This window comes from Psychroserpens sp. BH13MA-6, assembly GCF_052983595.1.
Genome location: NZ_JBRJGE010000006.1, coordinates 1 through 18,159 on the forward strand (window position 1 = coordinate 1; position 18,159 = coordinate 18,159).

Sequence of the window (18,159 nt, forward strand, 5' to 3'; positions counted from 1 at the left end):
ATGATAACTCACTGAATAGTTCGGGTTATTTCCCGTAACCTCTACATTCTTTAAACTTAAATCAATACTCGTAACCCCATCTGGAGTCCCATCGTCACAAACCTCTAATGCCGTTGGAGGAACTAAAGCTGGTAAAGGGTTGACAATTAATTGAAAACTTCCCACATTCACACAACCCGTAGTGGTATTGGTTATATTAATGTATATGGTTTGCGGGTTACTGGTATTTGCATAATTTGTAGGTAACGGACTCATTCCGTCCTCTGCATCGTCTTCATTCAAGTGATAAGAAATAGATACACCTGTTTGTCCATTTATTGCCTCTGAGTCTTTAGTAGAAAGATCAAAAATCTCTTGTTCATCCCCAGGTAAATTATAATCACATAATTCATAATTAGAAACAACTCCAGCATTTCCAACATTTGGCAGAGGGTTAACGATGAGCAGCATTTCAACTGTATTTACACAGCCTGTGGCATCGTCTTCCAATCTCACATAAAGTGTTTGAAAATCAGGATCAATATTTGTGTAGGGACTTGATTGCGGGTTATCACCAGAATTTGCATCCGCTGGACTTTCATGATAAGTGACGGTTATACCTGTTTGTGACCCTAATATTTCCGCGTCTTTTGTGGTTAAATCGAAAGCTGCAAAACCATCATTGTTATCATCACAAACCTCTAATGGCGTTGGCGTTATTGGTACAGGTAATTCATTTACAATTAAGTCCAATGTGGTAGTGTTGTAACAGTCAACATTGTCATTATCCTGTACTCTTACATGAATCGTTTGAAAGTCGGGAACAACATTCGTGTAAGGTACTAATAAAGGGTTGTCACCACTTACAGCATCATCTGCAGAAAAGTGATAAGTGACAGACACGGTTGATGGGTCTAAGGTGCCAATGACTTCTGTATTCGTATCAAATAACGGAAACGAAGCAAAGCCATCTGCATTAGTATCACATAATTGCATTGGTGTTAACACCGAATTTATAGTTAAGTCTGTGACTTCCAAATTAAAAGACGTGGTGTCGAAACACTCTTGTGTCAGATCAGCAATTCTCACGTAAATAGGTTGCGGATTCGCGACATTGGTGTAAGGACTAAATAGCGGATTAGCATTATCGATAGCATCCTGTTCTGTAAAATGATAACTGATTAGAAAATCATCCGGATTTTGCCCTCCTAGAACCTCAACATCATTATCAGTCAGGGTAAAATCTCCAAAACCTGAAGCACTACAAATATTCAAATTAGGTGGTGTATTAGCTACAGGACTAGGTTTAAATTCTACAAGAACAGAATCAGATGCTTGACAATTTCCAGAAAAAACGACATCCACAGTATATACCCCATCTTCAGTAACATCTAAAGTAGAACTAGTTTCCCCAGCAATCACCACACCATCTTTGTACCATACATGATTCGCGGCAGCAGCTTGAGTGTCTAAAGTGATGGTCTCACCACCACATTCTGCAGTTCCAGCCATAATGGTAATATCATCTCCCAAATCACCACCTAGATTAAAACTTCCAGCTTTAATGAATACACCTGAATCCAATGCTGTATCCGATGCATCAGCTATTACGAGTTTAATATTATAAGTATCACCAGGAATAACAGGAGATTGCGCTGTAAAGACAGCCGTTCTTCCATCAAAGCTCATTGGTGGTGAATTCGGTCCATTAAAATCATTCGTATAACCACCAAAATATTGTTCATTAATAGCAGCGCACCCTGGATTCGCGGGATGAATATTCGTGACTAAAATTGGTGTTGTGGTACCAGGTAGCACAGCCAAGTTGGTCGTATTTCCACTGGCATCGGTTAATAAAAATGCAAAAGCATCAGAAAACGTACATTCAAATGTTCCTCCCGTACTTCCGTTATATTCTTCCGAAGCCATTAAAAAATCGAAGCTAATATTATCTGCCAACGGTACGAAGTCAAATTCAATTATCGAGGCATTATTGGAATTAATCCCAACGGCAGCATCAAGTTCAGCATCACCTGGCCACGCACCTCCACCATCACTTAAGGCATTATCATTTGGTCCTCTTGCGCGACTGGCATCACCAGATGTTAGAAGTATCCCATCGGTAAATGGGAATATGGTTCCATCGTTCACAAAATAACCGATACCATTGTCATCTCCGAAATCCGTACCTGTGGATGATGTGATATTACTAACTTGCGCACATTCACTATTAATTAAAACATCCCGCACCAACTCTTCAACAGTAAATGTAGTTTGATCTACAACAATATTTTCACCAACAATATAAACGGTTATCGTCGTAGTATCGGAACAACCTACCGGATTAGCATCGGTCACAATGAGTGTGACTGTATAAGTCCCTGCAGAGGCATAAGTATGATTTACGGTCGCACCTACATCTGAAGCACCATCACCAAAAATCCACTCATAAGTTGCGCCAGTTCCATCTGTCGAAAATGTCGCACTTCCATTAAACGTAATTGGGTCACCTACATTCGCTTGAACGAAACCAGAGGCATTGGCTGCTGGTACTGTACTATCCACTGAAGGTGTAATTGTTTGACATGGGACCGCACAAATAATATCTGCTTCCCAGCCTGTGATAGTACCAGAGCCATCCGAAACAAACTCAATGGTAATACAACCACTAGTATTAGTATCCGATGCTATGACCAACCCTGGACCTGCAACTCCTGAATATGAACCAATAACAGGAGCAGATGTGTCTGGCCCATCATAAAGCGTTAAAACATCTACATTAAGTTGTGTACTAAATTCAATAAAATCTAATATAATAAACTCGCCAGCATTTTCAGCGCAAATCGTAGTTACTAAATTTTCATTACTAGAATACGCACCTCCAGGCCCACCAGAATCAAAAAATTTATCAGGAGCACATCTGTTAAAACTCCCGCTTTGCATATTCAGATCTTGCGAAAACGCATTGAAAGTCAGAAAAATAAAAAGAATGTAAAGCTTCTTCATAGTGATCTAGAGTAATGGTTTAACATTTATCAATAAAACATCTTATCTATGACCTCAAAAAGCTACATAATTGTAAATGATGCGGCTGATATAATTCAGTTATAGGAAGGTTTTTCTTAATAAAAGCGAAATTTAATAAAAATTAAGTAATTACATCTTCTAAATTGTTTTAAAAATGAGAGTTTAACAGTATATCCGACTGTCTGATACTTAAAGATAACTCCAAAAAAATGAAATTATTTTAAGAGGCCTAACATCTGAGACATCCTAATCAACTTCTTAAAAGATGCGATATAAAGTAATTGTTCTGTATTTTTGCAAAAAAAACAATGGAAACATATTCTATCTCAATAAAGGAAACCAGTAATCCTAGTATCCTAAAGTTTGAAACAAATCATTTTATTACACAACATCAAAGTTTCGAATTCAATAACATTGATGAGGCTAGTGCTTCACCTTTGGCACAACAATTATTCTACCTACCATTCGTTAAAAAAGTATATATCTCAAGCCATTTCGTCGCCATTGAACGTTACAATATTGTTTCGTGGAGTGACGTTCAAAATAAAGTAGCTGGACAAATACAAGAATATTTAAATAATGGCGGTATCGTCATTGAGACCACCGAAGTTTCTTCTCAAAAAATTCCAGTCACTGTATATGCGGAAAGTACACCCAACCCATCTGTGCTAAAGTTCGTTGCGAATAAAAAACTTGTGACTCATTCTTATGAATTCACGTCTATAGACGATGCGAAAAGTTCACCTTTAGCGAGTGAGTTATTCCATTTCCCATTTGTAAAGGGTGTGTTTATTGATGAAAATTTTGTGTCAATCACTAAATTTGATGTAGCCGACTGGAATGATATCACCATGGAACTTCGTGAATTCATCAGGTCCTATATCGAAAACGGCAAGGAAATTATAAATGCGAACGCACCGGAAGTTGCAAAAAAGAGTGAGCGTTACTTAAACGAACAATTCGAACAAAGAGATGATATTTCGAAAGAAATTATAAATATCCTAGAAGAATACGTGAAGCCAGCAGTTGCAAGTGATGGTGGTAATATCGAATTTCAATCTTACGACGCCAGCACCAAAAAGGTTCAAGTAATTTTGCAAGGCGCTTGCAGTGGGTGTCCGTCCTCAACGTTTACTTTAAAAAATGGGATTGAGAATATGCTCAAGGAGATGTTACGTGATAAAGTAGAAACTGTGGAAGCCATTAATGGATAATTATCAATTTTATTAGTATCTTTAAGATTCACTTAAGTATAATTTAAAATAAATTAAAATGGCAGTATTGAAAGTAATTGAAGTTTTATCTAATTCCGATAAAAGTTGGGAGGACGCTACCAGAAAAGCGGTTAAACATGCCTCTAAAAGTGTTGATAACATAAAATCAGTTTACGTAAAAGAACAGAGTGCCATCGTTAAGGATGGTGATGTTACTGAATTTAGAGTTAATGTGAAATTAACATTTGAAGTGAAATAAAATCAAAAAATTAACCTGATACAAAGGCACCTCACTTGAAGTGCCTTTTTTATTTTCATTGAAGAAAAGTCTCAGTTGACTCCTTTTGATAATCTTTAAATCTCCTTGAATTCGTTAAAATTAAAGTTAATAATTCTTGTAGATTTGCAGAAACTTTCAATTTCCTTATCTTTAAATTAAAACAATAAGCTATGAAACATTATATTTTACCATTATTTTTAATCACCTTGAGTTTCTTTTATTCACAAGCTCAAAATCCTTTAATTGATGGCTCTAGATTTGTCAATCAAATTAAAGCTAGAAATGTTACAGAAATCAACAAAGACATCAATGCTCAAGGAAGTGCCTACATTAATGACGTCTTTCTGCCAATAAAGGTCTTGAACCAGAAAGAAAACAATTTATTTCTGGCGAGATACAATGCCTATAATGGTGATATGGAGATTAAAGATGTTGATTCTAATAGCAATATCACCAGAGCTTTATTAATCGATACTAATGATTTTATCATCGAATTTATGAAGGATGGAAAGACCTACCAATCTTATAATTATATTGATGAAAATAATAATCAAAAAAGAGATTTCTTCGTAAACTTAGTTAGCACCAACCGTGTTTCTTTGTTAAAAAAAGAGACCATAGTTTTCAAAGAGGAAGTAATTGCCAAATCTAGTTATGACAAAAACAAACCAGCAGAATTCAAGAGATTGAGTGATACCTATTATTTAAAAATAGGTACTGACAATGCTATAGAAGTTCCTAGTAATAAGAAAGAGTTAGCAAGTTTATTTCCGAAGCATGAAGGCGATATCAAAACGTTTATCAAAAAAAATAGAATTAAAACTTCAAAGGAAGAAGACCTCATTCAACTCGTAGATTATATCAATACACTTTAAAACCACTTTTTAAAAGTACTTTTTGAAATCTTGAATGTTTCTCGATCTATTCGAGCGTTCAAGGTTTTTATTTTAAATTTGTATTGTATTAATCATCAAAACATTAAAATATGGATTTGCAAAAATGGATAGACAAAGGATATGAACTTTTAATAGAATTTGGACCAAAAGTATTGGCAGCTATTGCTATATGGATTATCGGATCTTGGGTCGTTAAATCATTGGTAAAAGGTTTGAGAAAAACCATGGATAAAAAGGAATATGATCCTAGTCTCAAGAAGTTCTTGCTCAATCTTATCAACTGGATCCTTAAAATCATTCTAATCATTGTTGTTCTAGGAACTGTTGGCGTTGAAACCACCTCATTTGCTGCAGTAATCGCTGCCGCAGGTTTAGCGATAGGTTTAGCCCTTCAAGGTTCGTTAGCTAATTTTGCTGGTGGTGTATTGCTCATGATTTTTAAACCTATAAAAATTGGCGATCTTATTGAAGCTCAAGGCGAAATAGGTGTTGTAAAGGAAATAGAAATTTTTACAACGAAGCTAACGGGTTTATCCAACAAAGAAATTATCATTCCAAATGCCGCCTTGTCAAATGGTAATATTGTCAACTACACCACGGAAGGTACGCGTAGAGTTGATCTCGTTTTTGGCGTTGGTTATGATTCTGATATCAAACAAACAAAAGACGTCTTTAAGCAAGTTGTTGAGGCGCACCCATTAATATTAAAAGACCCAGCTCCAACTATTGCTTTAACAGAACTTGCAGATAGCTCTATTAACTTTGTAGTTAGACCATGGTGTAAAGCGGAAGACTATTGGACCGTTTATTTTGATATAACTGAACAAACGAAGGAAGCATTAGATGCCGCAGGAATCGATATTCCTTATCCTCATAGCGTCGAAATACATAAAGAAGGTTAATACTTGGGTTTTAACGCAATAAAGTCTTTGAGATAAAAAGGCTCAAAATAAGCGACATCTTCGGTGTCGCTTTTTTGATACTTTTGAAAGGCTAAAGCACTCATGTCATTTGCCGACGGTAATTTTCCTTCAACAAAAATAGCATGAGGATGTTGAATCAGGGTTTTTGTTTTCTCCACACCATTGCCAATAAAATACACCTTGCCCTCTTCCAAATAACTAGCAAATGATTGGGCGTCCAAAATTTGAGCTTCAATACCTCTTAACATAGCATAATTGGAATCAAAAATGGCAGAATACACCTCCAAACGTCTCGCATCTAACATCGGAACAATGACACCAGTATCACATGTAACTTGATGGGCCAAGGCATCTAATGTAGATACAGAAATCAAAGGTATATCGAGCGCATAACACAGACCTTTCGCTGCGGAAACACCTATGCGAAGACCCGTATATGAACCTGGTCCTTTACTAACTGCAATAGCATTTAAATCGGAAGACTCTAATTGGGCTTCCTGAAGTACTTGGTCTATAAAAACGTGCAAAGATTCAGCATGAGAATAATTGACATTATTATCCTCATGCAAAACTAAAGTCTCTCCATTTTTTGATAGAGAGACTGAACAGTTGGTTGTTGATGTTTCTATACTTAAAATATAGCACATACTCATAGCGAGATTTATTCTTCTGTAGTAACTTCTTTTTTGGACTGCGTATCCTTTATCTGGACTTTATCACCTGACTTCAAATTTCTTGACACCATACTATATGGTCCTGTAATAATCTCATCGCCTTCTTCTAAGCCAGAGATAATTTCTATGTTCGAATCATCCTGAATACCCGTTTTGACAACTTTCAATTTAGCAACGCCTTCGTTATTCACATACACACATTCAAATTTTTCTTCACTTTCCGTTTGAACACTTTCTGAATTCTTAGGCTGATAGCTTTTCTTCACAGATGATGTGTCTTCTTTAATCACGATAGAACTTATAGGTACAGCAACTGTTTTGTCACGCTTATCAGTAATGATGTCTACTGTAGCCGTCATTCCTGGTCTGAATGGCGAATAATCTTCTGGCTTACCTTCAAGTAAATCTTGATAAGATTCTTCCAAAATTCTCACTTTCACTCTAAAATTCGTTACTTGATCAGCGGTGAGTGTCCCAGCAGCGGAGTTGGCTATCTCTGTAACTACGCCTTTAAACTCCTTTTTGAGATAGGCATCTACTTCGACAATCGTAGAATCACCTATTTGAACTTTAACAATATCATTTTCATTCACATCCACTTCCACCTCCATGTTATTCAAGTTGGCAACTCTTAAAATTTCAGTACCAGCCATCTGTTGCGTACCCACAACACGCTCTCCTAATTCAACATTCAACAGAGATATCGTTCCGCTCATTGGCGCATAAATAGTTGTTCGACTTAAGTTGTCCTTAGCTTCATTCACTGAAGCAGCAGCACTTTGTACATTATAGTATGCTGAACTTTTTGAAGCCTGCGCGGTTTCATAGGCTGCAACCGCTCGATCCCAATCAGCTTTGGAAATAACACCACGCTCAAATAAAGCTTTACTTCTGTCGTAATTTGCCTTTGCCTCTCTTAAAGACGCTTCTGCTTGCTCAAGACCTGCTCTCACATTTTGATAAGAAGCTTGTGACCTGTTTACAGCAGATTGAATTAAATCCGGATTCACACGAACCAATAGATCACCTTTCTTTACTTGTTGACCTTCTTTAAACGGCAAATCCAAAATTTCTCCAGACACCTCACTTGAAATTTTAACCTCAACCTCTGGCTGAATTTTTCCAGTAGCCGATACCGTTTCTACAATATCTATCAGTGCTACTTTCTTGGTCTCAACTTCCTTAAAGTTACCTTTTTTACCAAACAGACCCATTTTACTACCTACAACTAATGCTAATAGGACAACAATAATGACTGCGATAATAATTTTTGTTCTTTTAGTCATGGTTTAAAACTTTAACTCTGTTGCTGGTATTCCGAAATATAACTCGAGTACCTTCAACTTAAAAATATAATCATACTTTGCTCTATTTAATTCAATTCGAGCATTGTCGTATCTTAGTTTTGATTGACTGAAATCAAAGGCATTCGTCAAGCCTACATCGTAACGTTCTTTAGCGTAGTCATAAGCCAATTGCTGCGATTCTAAAGCTAACTCTGCCGCTTCATAAGATTTTAGAGAACCTTTAGCATCAACATACGCTTGATAAACCGTCGACTCTAAATCCAATTCAGCTTGTTCTAACTGCAGTTTACTTCGTTCTAAATTGATTTTATTTCTTTTGACGTTTGCTTTAGTTGAAAAGCCATTAAATATCGGGATATTTAACTGTAGACCGTAAGAGATTCCATCATTTTGATACAACTGGTCAAAAAATGGATCTGCGCCTACTTCAACCGCAAATGTATTTGGAAACTCTCCAATAACTGCCTGTCCAGTTCCTTCTACAGTTCCTATTTGCTGTGTTACGGTTGGGTTATCTGGATCCACTTGATTGATAAATGACGTGGCATTTGTATACCTTGTATCGTATCCAAAAAACGCCGAAAGAGTAGGTAAGTAAGCCCCTTTTGAAATTTGTAAATCTTTTTTAGCCAACTCTACATTTTGTTCAGCAATCTTAATTTCAGAACGTGTTTCTTTTGCTTTTGATAAGATTTCATCCACACTTTTTTCTGCTATACCAGCATCTATAATGTCATAGCCTTCATCTTCAATATCAAAATTCTCATAATCCTTGATGAGTAGCAATTGTGCTAAACTAATCAGTGAAATCTGAATATTATTTTCAGCGTTAATAATCGCTTGCTTTTCACTCGCATCTGTTGCTTTTATTTCTAACAAATCTCCTCTTGGTAAAGATCCAGCATCTACTAATTGTTGTGTACGATCAATTTGTTCTTGAGTTACCTCGTTTTGAGATTTCAACACTTCTAGATTGGCCTTGTTTTGAATCACCTGAAGGTAACCATTGGCCACGAAAAGCGAGATATCATCTTTCATCTTATCCAATCTATATTGACTAGCAAGTCGTGATATTTCTGCCCTTTGTAACGTGCGATAGTTTCTCAATCCATCAAATAAAGTGTAGCCTACATTGACTCGTCCAGTAACCGATAGGAAGGTTGTGGTTTGTGCATTATTAGTAACAGGGTTAAAACTAAGACCTGTATTTTCTGACACACCACCAGAAGCGTTTAAACTTGGTAAGAAATTACCAACTGCTGTGAGTTTATCAATTTCAGCAGTTTCATAATCCAAGGCGCTTTGTTTAACTGAAATATTATTGTCCAAAGCGTATTGCACGCATTCTATAAGTGTCCATTTTTTATTTTGAGCATAACTACTAAGCGATGCTATAAGGATAAATATGCTTACTATTTTTTTCATAAGTATCTATATGTCTCTTTAATTGTTAAAGTGTTACAATAAAATTGAAATTATTGTTGTGCGTATTTCGGAACGCCTTGAATTTGATTCCAAACCTTGATTTTATCATCCTTGGTAATGCCGCTTTTGACCTCAACAAAAATACCGTCGCTGATGCCAAGCTCAACATCTCTTCTTTCGTACTGCTGATCTCCAACTTCCAATTCAACATAAGGCTTTTTAGTTTCCTTATCGTATTGCACCAATGCTTCCTTTATGGCTAGTACATTTTCAGCTTTATCTAATATAATAGAAGCATTCGCACTCAATCCAGCTCTAATAAATGTAGAATCAATGGACTTTAATGAGCCTTTTATTTCAAATTGAATAGCACCATTTTCGGCAATACCTTTTGGCGCTATATAATCTAGCACGGCATCGAACTTTTGATCTTCTATGGCTCCTATTGTAATTTCTAATGGCAGTCCTTCTTTAATCTTTCCAACTTCACTTTCATCCACTTTACCTTCAAAAATCATTTTTTTGATATCCGCCAATGATGCTATAGAAGTTCCTTCATTAAAATTATTGGCCTCAATAACTTGATTTCCGGCCTTTACTGGCACATCTAGCACCATACCTGAAACCGTCGCACGCACTTGTGTTTGTGCCGCATTTCCTAGTCCAGAAGTCGTACCTGTTTTAATGATATCGTAGTTTTGTCTTGACTGCGTAACGTCAATTCTAGCCTGCTCAACACGCTGTTTAGCTTGCAAGTAGGTATTGTTCACTTGATCAAACTCGTTTGCCGCTATGACTCCTTTCTCAAAAAGTTCTTTTTGTCGATCATAAATGGTTTTTTGCGTCTGATAGTTTATTTCCGCTGTTTGTAAGGCATTTCTATTAGAGGCTATATTGTTCTTAGCACTCGTTAAATTAGAAACGTTTGGTATGACTCTAATTTGAGCAATCAAATCCCCTTGCTTCACATATTCACCAGCTTCAATAAAAACTTCTTCAACCACGCCTGAAATATTTGGCTTAATCAATATTTCTTCTTTAGGAACGATACTCCCAGTGGCCACCGTTTTTACAACAATAGTTTGTTCTGACGGACTTTCAGAAGTATAGGTTACAGGGTCTTCCTGATTCTTTTTCCATAAGTAATATAACGCTCCGCCAAATACGACGACAATTAATATTAATAAAATTACGGTTCTAGTTCTTTTCATTGGTTAAAGGTTAAAATAAAGTTTATTCGATTCTAAGTGCGTCTACTGGTTTCATTTTTGTGGCACTATTGGCTGGAATTAATCCGGCTAACACACCGGAAACTACCAGAATTATTAATGCGGTAAATACCACTTGCATGCTAACACTTGGGTTTGCAAAATTCTCAACAGGACCAACATTATCCAAAATGGTATTCATGATCCATATAGCGAATGCAGCAAATGAAATACCGACCATACCAGATAAAATAGTAAGGATAAGACTTTCCTGTAAAATTTGTGATTTGATAGTCCATGGTGTGGCACCTAAGGCACGTCTAACACCAATTTCTTTAGTTCGTTCTTTGACGACAATAAGCATAATATTACTAATGCCAATAATTCCTGACATGAGGACTAAAGCACCCACAAAATAGCCCACTAAAGTTAAAATGGAAAACAATCCATTAACACGTTGAAATTGTTCTGAAAGGTCGAAATGACCAATAGCACGTTCATCTTCTGGGTGTACTTTATGTCTGGATTTCATTAAATCAAAAATTTGCTGCTTTAACGATGTGATGGACACACCATCCACAGCAGTAATTGCCATCCATCCAACATTTTCACCTCTATTAAAGGCTTGTCCGAAGGTGGTAAAAGGAATATAAATAGTGCTTGCTTCTTGTTCTCCGTCCCCTTGGCTGTTACTCATTTTGAACGTACCAACCACCATAAAATTAACACCATTTATTTTTATATAAGTTCCTAGAACGTCTTCATCTTTATCATAAAGCCCTCTAACTACGCCTGAGCCAACCACACAAACCTTGCGCTTAGCTTCAATGTCGGAATAGCTTATAAATCGGCCTTGTAGAATATCCATTGGTTGCTGTTTAATATATTCCGGATAATCACCATAAATTTCAAACGCACCAGTTTTTGTTCCTCTTATAACGTTGTTGTTACCTCTAAAACCACCCAATTGATTTCTTGGTGATACGTATTTTATATTAGGAAATTCTGATTTAATGGCAGCGACATCACCAATTTTATAATTAAAATATCGGCCTTTTGGCAACCCTTTATAGGGTTTTGAGGTGCCTTGCGTCCACATAAACATGGAGTTTGTAGCAAAGTCGCCAAAATCCTTGGTGACGCCATTTTTTAAACCGTTTGTTAACGCTAGTAGCAACACTAAGATGGTAATACCCCAAAATACGCCAAAAGCCGTTAAAAAAGTTCTAAACTTATTGGCATTTAAGGCTTCTAATATTTCGTTCCAACGATCTCTGCTAAACATATTACTCGTCTCTTAATGCTACAATTGGTTTAATCTGAGCTGCACGATAAGCAGGAATAAATCCTGCTACAGTTCCTGCAAGCACTAATAAAAACACAGTAATTAAAGCAATATTAAAATTAACTTGAGGATACTTAATGAAATCACTTTCTATCTGTGGACCAAAAAGTTCCAGAAGTCCTAATCCTGCGATAAGTCCGAAAAGTCCAGCTAACATCGTTACAAAAACGGCTTCTTGTATAATCATACCAACGATAGACATCGGTAAAGCTCCCAGAGCCTTTCGAATACCAATTTCTTTTGTGCGCTCCTTGACAATAATAAGCATGATATTACCCACACCTACAATTCCCGCAATGATTGTCCCGATTCCTACAAACCAAAATACGGCTTGAATCGTGGCGACTAAAGAATAAATTTTTTGAGCTTCTTCTAAGGTGTTATTCACACGAACCGCACTCATATCATCTGGTGCTACGGTATGAATTTCCTTAAGTTGTTGCTCAATACCTTCTGAAATAGCTGTTGACATGGCTACTGCTTTATCAAAATTATCAGCCATCTTTACAGTAAAGGACATGTTTCTTATATTCTCTCCTGCATTAAAGACTTTCTGAGCCGTTGTAACGGGAATATACACTTGACTTTCCTCTCGGTCTCCACCTGGATCAAAATAAACACCCACTACTTTAAAATTCATCCCAAAAATTTGGACGTTCTTATCAATAGGGTCTTCACCTTTAAAGAGGTCTGTTTTCATTTTATTACCAATCACTGCGACTTTCTTTCGTCCGTCAATATCCGACTGACTTATAAAACGACCTGAACCTATATCGGCATTTTCAATAAACTGATTATCCGGTAATGTACCTCGAACGCGATAATTCCCAGTTTCATTGTTATAGGATACCGTTCCTCCCCAAATCATGTAATCTTTGCTTCGGTATTCTAAATAATCGTCATACTTATTTTCTACGGCATCGAAACTGGAGTTTTTTAGCTGTATGTAACGTCCGGGATTGAGACCCTTATACCCTTTAGTAGTGACACCAGTCCATATAGAAATTTCATTGGTTGCGTCCTGTTCGAACTGTGATTTAACACCATTCTCAATACCCTTACTAAATCCCAATAAAATGACAAGAATAAATATACCCGATGCTACTGAAATTCCAGTTAAGATCGTTCGCAATTTGTTCTTGCTTAAGGTTTCGAATATTTCTTGCCAACGCTCTAAATCAAACATGTTGTGAAGCTCTTACTTGTTCTACACGACTATCATCAATAATGACACCATCTTTCAAGTTCACGATTCGTTTGGTCATTTGCGCAATATCATGCTCATGCGTCACAACCAAAATTGTTTTACCTTCATCATTTATACCTTGAATGAGATCCATGACTTCATAAGATGTTTTGGTATCCAATGCACCTGTTGGCTCATCTGCTAACAAGACTTTTGGGTCACTTGCTAGCGCTCTTGCAATAGCCACTCTTTGCTTTTGACCTCCTGATAATTCACTAGGTAGGTGATGTGACCATTCTCCCAAACCTACCTTTTCTAGATAGTGCATGGCGCGCTCTGTACGCTCCTTTCTTTTAATACCTTTATAATACAATGGCATGGAAACATTATCCAGGGCACTTTTGTAATTAATTAAATTGAAGGATTGAAAAATAAATCCGAGGAATTCATTGCGATACTTTGCGGCTATTCTTTCATTCAAATTCTTAATAGGAACATTGTCAAGAATATAACTCCCACTATCGGCTTCATCCAACATTCCTAGTATATTAAGTAAGGTAGATTTTCCAGAACCAGAAGACCCCATAATAGAGACTAATTCCCCTTCTTTTACATCGAAATTAATTCCCTTAAGGACGTGAAGCGAATTGCTTCCCATATGGTAAGATTTATGCAAATCTTTGATTTGAATCATAGCGCGGATGGTTAATACTTACAAACTTAACTAAAACCTGAAATGGATTATGCTAAGTATTTGTTAAGAATTTGATTTTGATTGCTATTTAGAAGACGCTTAACAATCGTAAATGTTACACTTACGCACTATCTTTAGACACATTTTTGTTTCTACGGAAGTAGTTCCAATAAATTAATACGCCTATTCCAAATACTAAAATATAGGGAATCGCCATTAAATACATGATGCCATCATTGACTCCTTCCGCAGTGGATTGGCCCTCTTCACTCTCCAATACAGCTCTACACATAGCGCATTGTCCAACTGATTTCAAGCAGACAAAAAACATTAAAGACCATGTGACAATCCTTTGCTTCATTGTTAAGCGTAATATGGCGATATCATAAGATACACTATCACACCTGTAACAGCAACATATAACCAGATTGGAAAGGTGATTCGTGCAATTTTCTTATGTCGTTCAAAATTATTTGTAATCGCCCGTACATAAGTGATCAGCACAAATGGAATCACGACAATGGACAATAAAATATGGGTAATTAAAATAAAGTAGTATATGTATTTAACGAGACCTTCACCACCATATTTTGTCGAATCACTTGTCATATGATACGCCACATACATCACCAGAAAAGCTACTGAAAGCGCTATTGCAAACTTCATCAAATTTTCATGGAGCTTTCTTTTCTTGTTTTTGATAGCCCAAAGTGCAGTTAATAGCACTAACGCTGTGACACCATTGATTGTTGCATATATAGGAGGCAATACTCTTAATGGCTCCACATCAAAGCCGAGTGCTCTCAAATTAACTCCAAATAACGCAGCAACGGCAAGTGGAATGATCACTGAAAGGGCCACAATCCACTTGTTATACTTTTTTTCTTCAGCTGTAGAATTATTATCTATCATGGCACTTAGTTTTCTTCTTTTAACAATTTTGCTATATCTTCCTTTAAGATACTTATTTCCTCCATTTCACCGTCTTCATCCATTTTTTCATCTTCGCTCACAATGCCTTTATAAAATATTTTTGGGTTGCCAAAATCATCTTTTCTAGATCGCATAAATCCATTTTTGTCAATGAGCGCAAAATTCCCCGAATGTTCAAATCCTCCTTCAACTTCAGGGTTTTCACCTGCATATATATTAAAGCCTACATTTGCCAAGGCATAAATAGCTTCTTGATCTCCAGTCATTAAATGCCAATTAGGATTGGTAATACCATAATTGTCGGCATACGTTTTTAAAACTTCTACCGTATCGTATTCAGGGTTTATGGTAAAAGAAGCAACACCAAAATCTTCAAAGTCAGAAAAAGTATTTTGAATTTGCACTAAATTTCTGTTCATTCGCGGACAAATAGTTGGGCATGTCGTAAAGAAAAACTCAACCACATACACCTTTCCGTCATAATCCTTATTGCTAATGGTATCGCCATTTTGATTTACAAAGGAAAACGGTGGTACTTTTTTAGGGACACCATTGATTTCTAGAAACATCAAATCTGACGTATAGCCTTTAGATTTCGTTGACACATCTTGACTTCTACCTTCGGATCGTGACACATCCCCAGCCTTTAATCGATCTACAATTCTTGGAATAAAAATAATTCCAAAAACGAGCAAGATGAAAGCAATACCGATATAAGAATAATTTGTTTTCTTGGAGTTCATAGTCAATTAATTTTTAGAAGTATTGATATCTTCAGAACGTCTTGTGGATGAATCAAATTTACCTTTACGCTTTTGACGGTATTCTGTAAATAAAATTCTAAGATCATCGCTCATTTTATTTTTTATTTCAGCTACCTCGATACAATCATATGCATACAGAGGGTAAATTGCTTCATTTTTGTCAATCTCCTTGTCTTCGCGGTCATCCAGACGTCCGCGCTGCTTTAAATCCTTATCTACGATAAATATGTGATCTGTAAACAACTGGTCATCTAAAGGCTCTTCGCTTTTCAAGCTATTAAAAACCGTCTTAACGTCATTGGGTTCGCCAAAGACATAGTGCCAAAAACGCATGTCATCATAATTATTGATTTCCTTCTGTAATAATTCCGCACTGGACTCTGCACCTTTTGGAAGAACGATAACGATTTGAAAGGTTTTGAACCCTTTAAACTTATCGTAAACCAATTCTTTTAAGTTTGAAGCAGCAATGGCATGGTCTATTGGTTGTGTTCCAAGAAATCCTACAATTGTAATATGGTCTTTTAACAGTATGTTTTCTTCGGAAGATGTTTCAAAAAACTGTAATTCGGACACCTGCTCATCCACAATGTCAAGAGGATCATAATTGTGAGTTGACGGATACAACATCAGCAAGAATGCCACTGGTAAAAAGAATAAAATACCAAGAACTATGTTGCGTTTAATGTTGCTTTTTTCCATACTGCAAAAATAAAAAAGACGGCTTAAAAAAACCGTCTTTTATATACTTTATATTGTTGTGTTAATGTTAAAAATCTCTTTTAACATAGCCATTAGAATAAACACCTTCTATATAGCCTCCTTCTTGTAACAAGATGAATACTAAATAACATATTAAAAACACACCTGTCCAAACGACCATACGTCTCAAGGCTTTCGTTTCATCTCTCATGTGCATAAAATCCCAAGTGATATAATACGCCTTGACAATTGTTAGCAAGATGAAGATCAAATTTAAGGTCTTCATATAAATGATCGGCGAAAATATAATATTTCCAAGAGTTGCCATGAATCCACCTTCAAATGGTGTCATCATAGGACTCATTAATCCATGTGGTTTATAGATACCAAGTACGACTTCAATAGCGGTAACTATGGTCAAGAAAATCAATACACCCCATATTTTTTGTGTATTAGATTTAAATTTCACTAAACCTCTAAAAATCTCTAATTTATGTGCGTGTGCCATGTTTTGAATAATAAATAAATTAAACTAGGTAGAAGAAGGTAAATACGAATACCCATACGAGATCGACAAAGTGCCAATACAGCCCAACTTTTTCTACCATTTCATAACTTTTTCTTCGTTCATAAGTTCCTAATATCACGTTGAAAAATATAATGATATTGATAACTACTCCAGAAAATACGTGGAACCCGTGGAATCCAGTGATAAAGAAAAAGAAGTCAGCGAAAAGAGATGTTCCATATTCGTTCACATGAAGGTTTGCACCTTGCACCACTAATTTTCCGTGATTTTTTATTTGACTTAAAGATTCTTCTCTTGATAACACCGTCTTATGACCGTCTTCATTTATGTCTTGAGTTCTCACTAAAACATCTGAGTTAGCCATCAAGCCATTATAAACTTCATCTACGGTATAAGCAGGCAATGTCCCTTCATCAACAAACCAAAGTCCGTTTTTACGTTCATGAGCCACACGTTCACCATGGGCATCAATCGCAATATCACTTACAGCGACGCGTTTGAACACTTCTTCACCATCAACGGTTTCATATTTTCCGAACTGTAGGATGTTACCACCTTTCGTTTGAATAGCACCATAATCACCTTTAATGAACGTTCCCCATTCCCAAGCCTGTGAGCCTACGAAAATCAATCCACCAATAATGGTTAAAAACATATAAAGCGTTACTTTGGCCTTATTCATATGATGTCCTGCATCAACCGCTAATACCATTGTCACAGACGACATAATTAAGATGAAAGTCATAAAAGCAACGTATATCATTGGATAATTCCCATGAAAAAATGGTACGTGTGTAAAAACCTCATCGGCAATTGGCCAAGAACCTATAAACTTAAATCTTGAAAATCCGTAAGCTGCTAAAAATCCAGAAAACGTCAAGGCATCTGATACGATAAAAAACCACATCATCATTTTACCATAACTGGCTTTTAGTGGTTGCGTTCCTCCACCCCAGGCCTTGCCTTCTGTTCCAGTATTTGCTACTGTAGTATCCATATAAAGCATTTAGTTGTTAAAAGTTGCACAAAAATAATCATTTTATCTATCTAAAAAAACATCCGTTTCCAAAAAT

Annotated in this window: 18 protein-coding genes; 4 read left to right on the top strand and 14 right to left on the bottom strand. The window is 36.4% G+C overall.

All coding sequences use genetic code 11. The features are described 5' to 3' along the window. Positions 1-2,985: choice-of-anchor L domain-containing protein (locus tag ACU8DI_RS12300; protein WP_447113082.1), on the bottom strand; the 2,985-nt coding region annotated here is incomplete at its 3' end. Positions 2,986-3,314: 329 nt separating this feature from the next. On the opposite strand from ACU8DI_RS12300, the gene ACU8DI_RS12305 reads away from it, so the two are divergent. From ACU8DI_RS12305 to ACU8DI_RS12320, 4 genes are all read left to right on the top strand, one after another. After that, on the top strand, positions 3,315-4,220 hold the full coding sequence (locus ACU8DI_RS12305) for a NifU family protein (protein WP_447113083.1): 906 nt from the start codon (positions 3,315-3,317) through the stop codon (positions 4,218-4,220). A gap of 58 nt (positions 4,221-4,278) precedes the next feature. Next, positions 4,279-4,479, top strand: coding sequence for a dodecin family protein (locus ACU8DI_RS12310; RefSeq protein ID WP_447113084.1), 201 nt, complete (start codon positions 4,279-4,281; stop codon positions 4,477-4,479). A gap of 191 nt (positions 4,480-4,670) precedes the next feature. Further along, positions 4,671-5,375, top strand: a complete 705-nt coding sequence (locus tag ACU8DI_RS12315; RefSeq protein ID WP_447113085.1) for a hypothetical protein — start codon at positions 4,671-4,673, stop codon at positions 5,373-5,375. 110 nt (positions 5,376-5,485) lie between these two features. After that, the gene (locus tag ACU8DI_RS12320; RefSeq protein WP_447113086.1) at positions 5,486-6,298 is read left to right on the top strand and encodes a mechanosensitive ion channel family protein; all 813 of its coding nucleotides are present in this window, start codon (positions 5,486-5,488) and stop codon (positions 6,296-6,298) included. Here the strand turns inward: ACU8DI_RS12320 and tsaB are convergent. From tsaB to ACU8DI_RS12385, 13 genes are all read right to left on the bottom strand, one after another. Beyond that, positions 6,295-6,966, bottom strand: a complete 672-nt coding sequence (gene tsaB, locus ACU8DI_RS12325) for a tRNA (adenosine(37)-N6)-threonylcarbamoyltransferase complex dimerization subunit type 1 TsaB (RefSeq protein ID WP_447113087.1) — start codon at positions 6,964-6,966, stop codon at positions 6,295-6,297. The two genes, ACU8DI_RS12320 and tsaB, sit on opposite strands and share 4 nt — an antisense overlap. Before the next feature lie 14 nt (positions 6,967-6,980). Then, positions 6,981-8,279, bottom strand: a complete 1,299-nt coding sequence (locus ACU8DI_RS12330; protein ID WP_447113088.1) for an efflux RND transporter periplasmic adaptor subunit — start codon at positions 8,277-8,279, stop codon at positions 6,981-6,983. Positions 8,280-8,282: 3 nt separating this feature from the next. Further along, on the bottom strand, positions 8,283-9,725 hold the full coding sequence (locus ACU8DI_RS12335; RefSeq protein WP_447113089.1) for a TolC family protein: 1,443 nt from the start codon (positions 9,723-9,725) through the stop codon (positions 8,283-8,285). Between the two features lie 50 nt (positions 9,726-9,775). Continuing rightward, positions 9,776-10,936 carry an efflux RND transporter periplasmic adaptor subunit gene (locus ACU8DI_RS12340; protein ID WP_447113090.1) on the bottom strand — a complete coding sequence of 387 codons (1,161 nt, stop codon included), beginning with the start codon at positions 10,934-10,936 and terminating at the stop codon, positions 9,776-9,778. 22 nt (positions 10,937-10,958) lie between these two features. After that, a complete protein-coding gene (locus ACU8DI_RS12345) occupies positions 10,959-12,218 on the bottom strand; it encodes an ABC transporter permease (RefSeq protein WP_447113091.1) in 1,260 nt (419 codons plus the stop codon). A 1-nt stretch (position 12,219) separates the two neighbouring features. Next, on the bottom strand, positions 12,220-13,464 hold the full coding sequence (locus ACU8DI_RS12350) for an ABC transporter permease (protein ID WP_447113092.1): 1,245 nt from the start codon (positions 13,462-13,464) through the stop codon (positions 12,220-12,222). Then, on the bottom strand, positions 13,457-14,158 hold the full coding sequence (locus ACU8DI_RS12355; RefSeq protein ID WP_447113093.1) for an ABC transporter ATP-binding protein: 702 nt from the start codon (positions 14,156-14,158) through the stop codon (positions 13,457-13,459). The genes ACU8DI_RS12350 and ACU8DI_RS12355 overlap by 8 nt, the downstream gene beginning before the upstream one ends. Positions 14,159-14,279: 121 nt before the next feature. Then, positions 14,280-14,519, bottom strand: a complete 240-nt coding sequence (locus tag ACU8DI_RS12360) for a hypothetical protein (RefSeq protein WP_447113094.1) — start codon at positions 14,517-14,519, stop codon at positions 14,280-14,282. Between the two features lie 2 nt (positions 14,520-14,521). After that, positions 14,522-15,070 carry a DUF420 domain-containing protein gene (locus ACU8DI_RS12365; RefSeq protein ID WP_447113095.1) on the bottom strand — a complete coding sequence of 183 codons (549 nt, stop codon included), beginning with the start codon at positions 15,068-15,070 and terminating at the stop codon, positions 14,522-14,524. Between the two features lie 5 nt (positions 15,071-15,075). Next, positions 15,076-15,834 (bottom strand): SCO family protein, encoded by a 759-nt coding sequence (locus tag ACU8DI_RS12370; protein WP_447113096.1) that lies wholly within the window; start codon positions 15,832-15,834, stop codon positions 15,076-15,078. A 6-nt stretch (positions 15,835-15,840) separates the two neighbouring features. Then, positions 15,841-16,557, bottom strand: coding sequence for a hypothetical protein (locus tag ACU8DI_RS12375; RefSeq protein ID WP_447113097.1), 717 nt, complete (start codon positions 16,555-16,557; stop codon positions 15,841-15,843). Positions 16,558-16,624: 67 nt separating this feature from the next. Next, complete coding sequence (locus ACU8DI_RS12380; protein WP_447113098.1) at positions 16,625-17,065, bottom strand: cytochrome C oxidase subunit IV family protein; 441 nt, start codon at positions 17,063-17,065, stop codon at positions 16,625-16,627. A gap of 19 nt (positions 17,066-17,084) precedes the next feature. After that, positions 17,085-18,083, bottom strand: coding sequence for a cytochrome c oxidase subunit 3 (locus tag ACU8DI_RS12385; RefSeq protein ID WP_447113099.1), 999 nt, complete (start codon positions 18,081-18,083; stop codon positions 17,085-17,087). Positions 18,084-18,159: the final 76 nt, after the last annotated feature.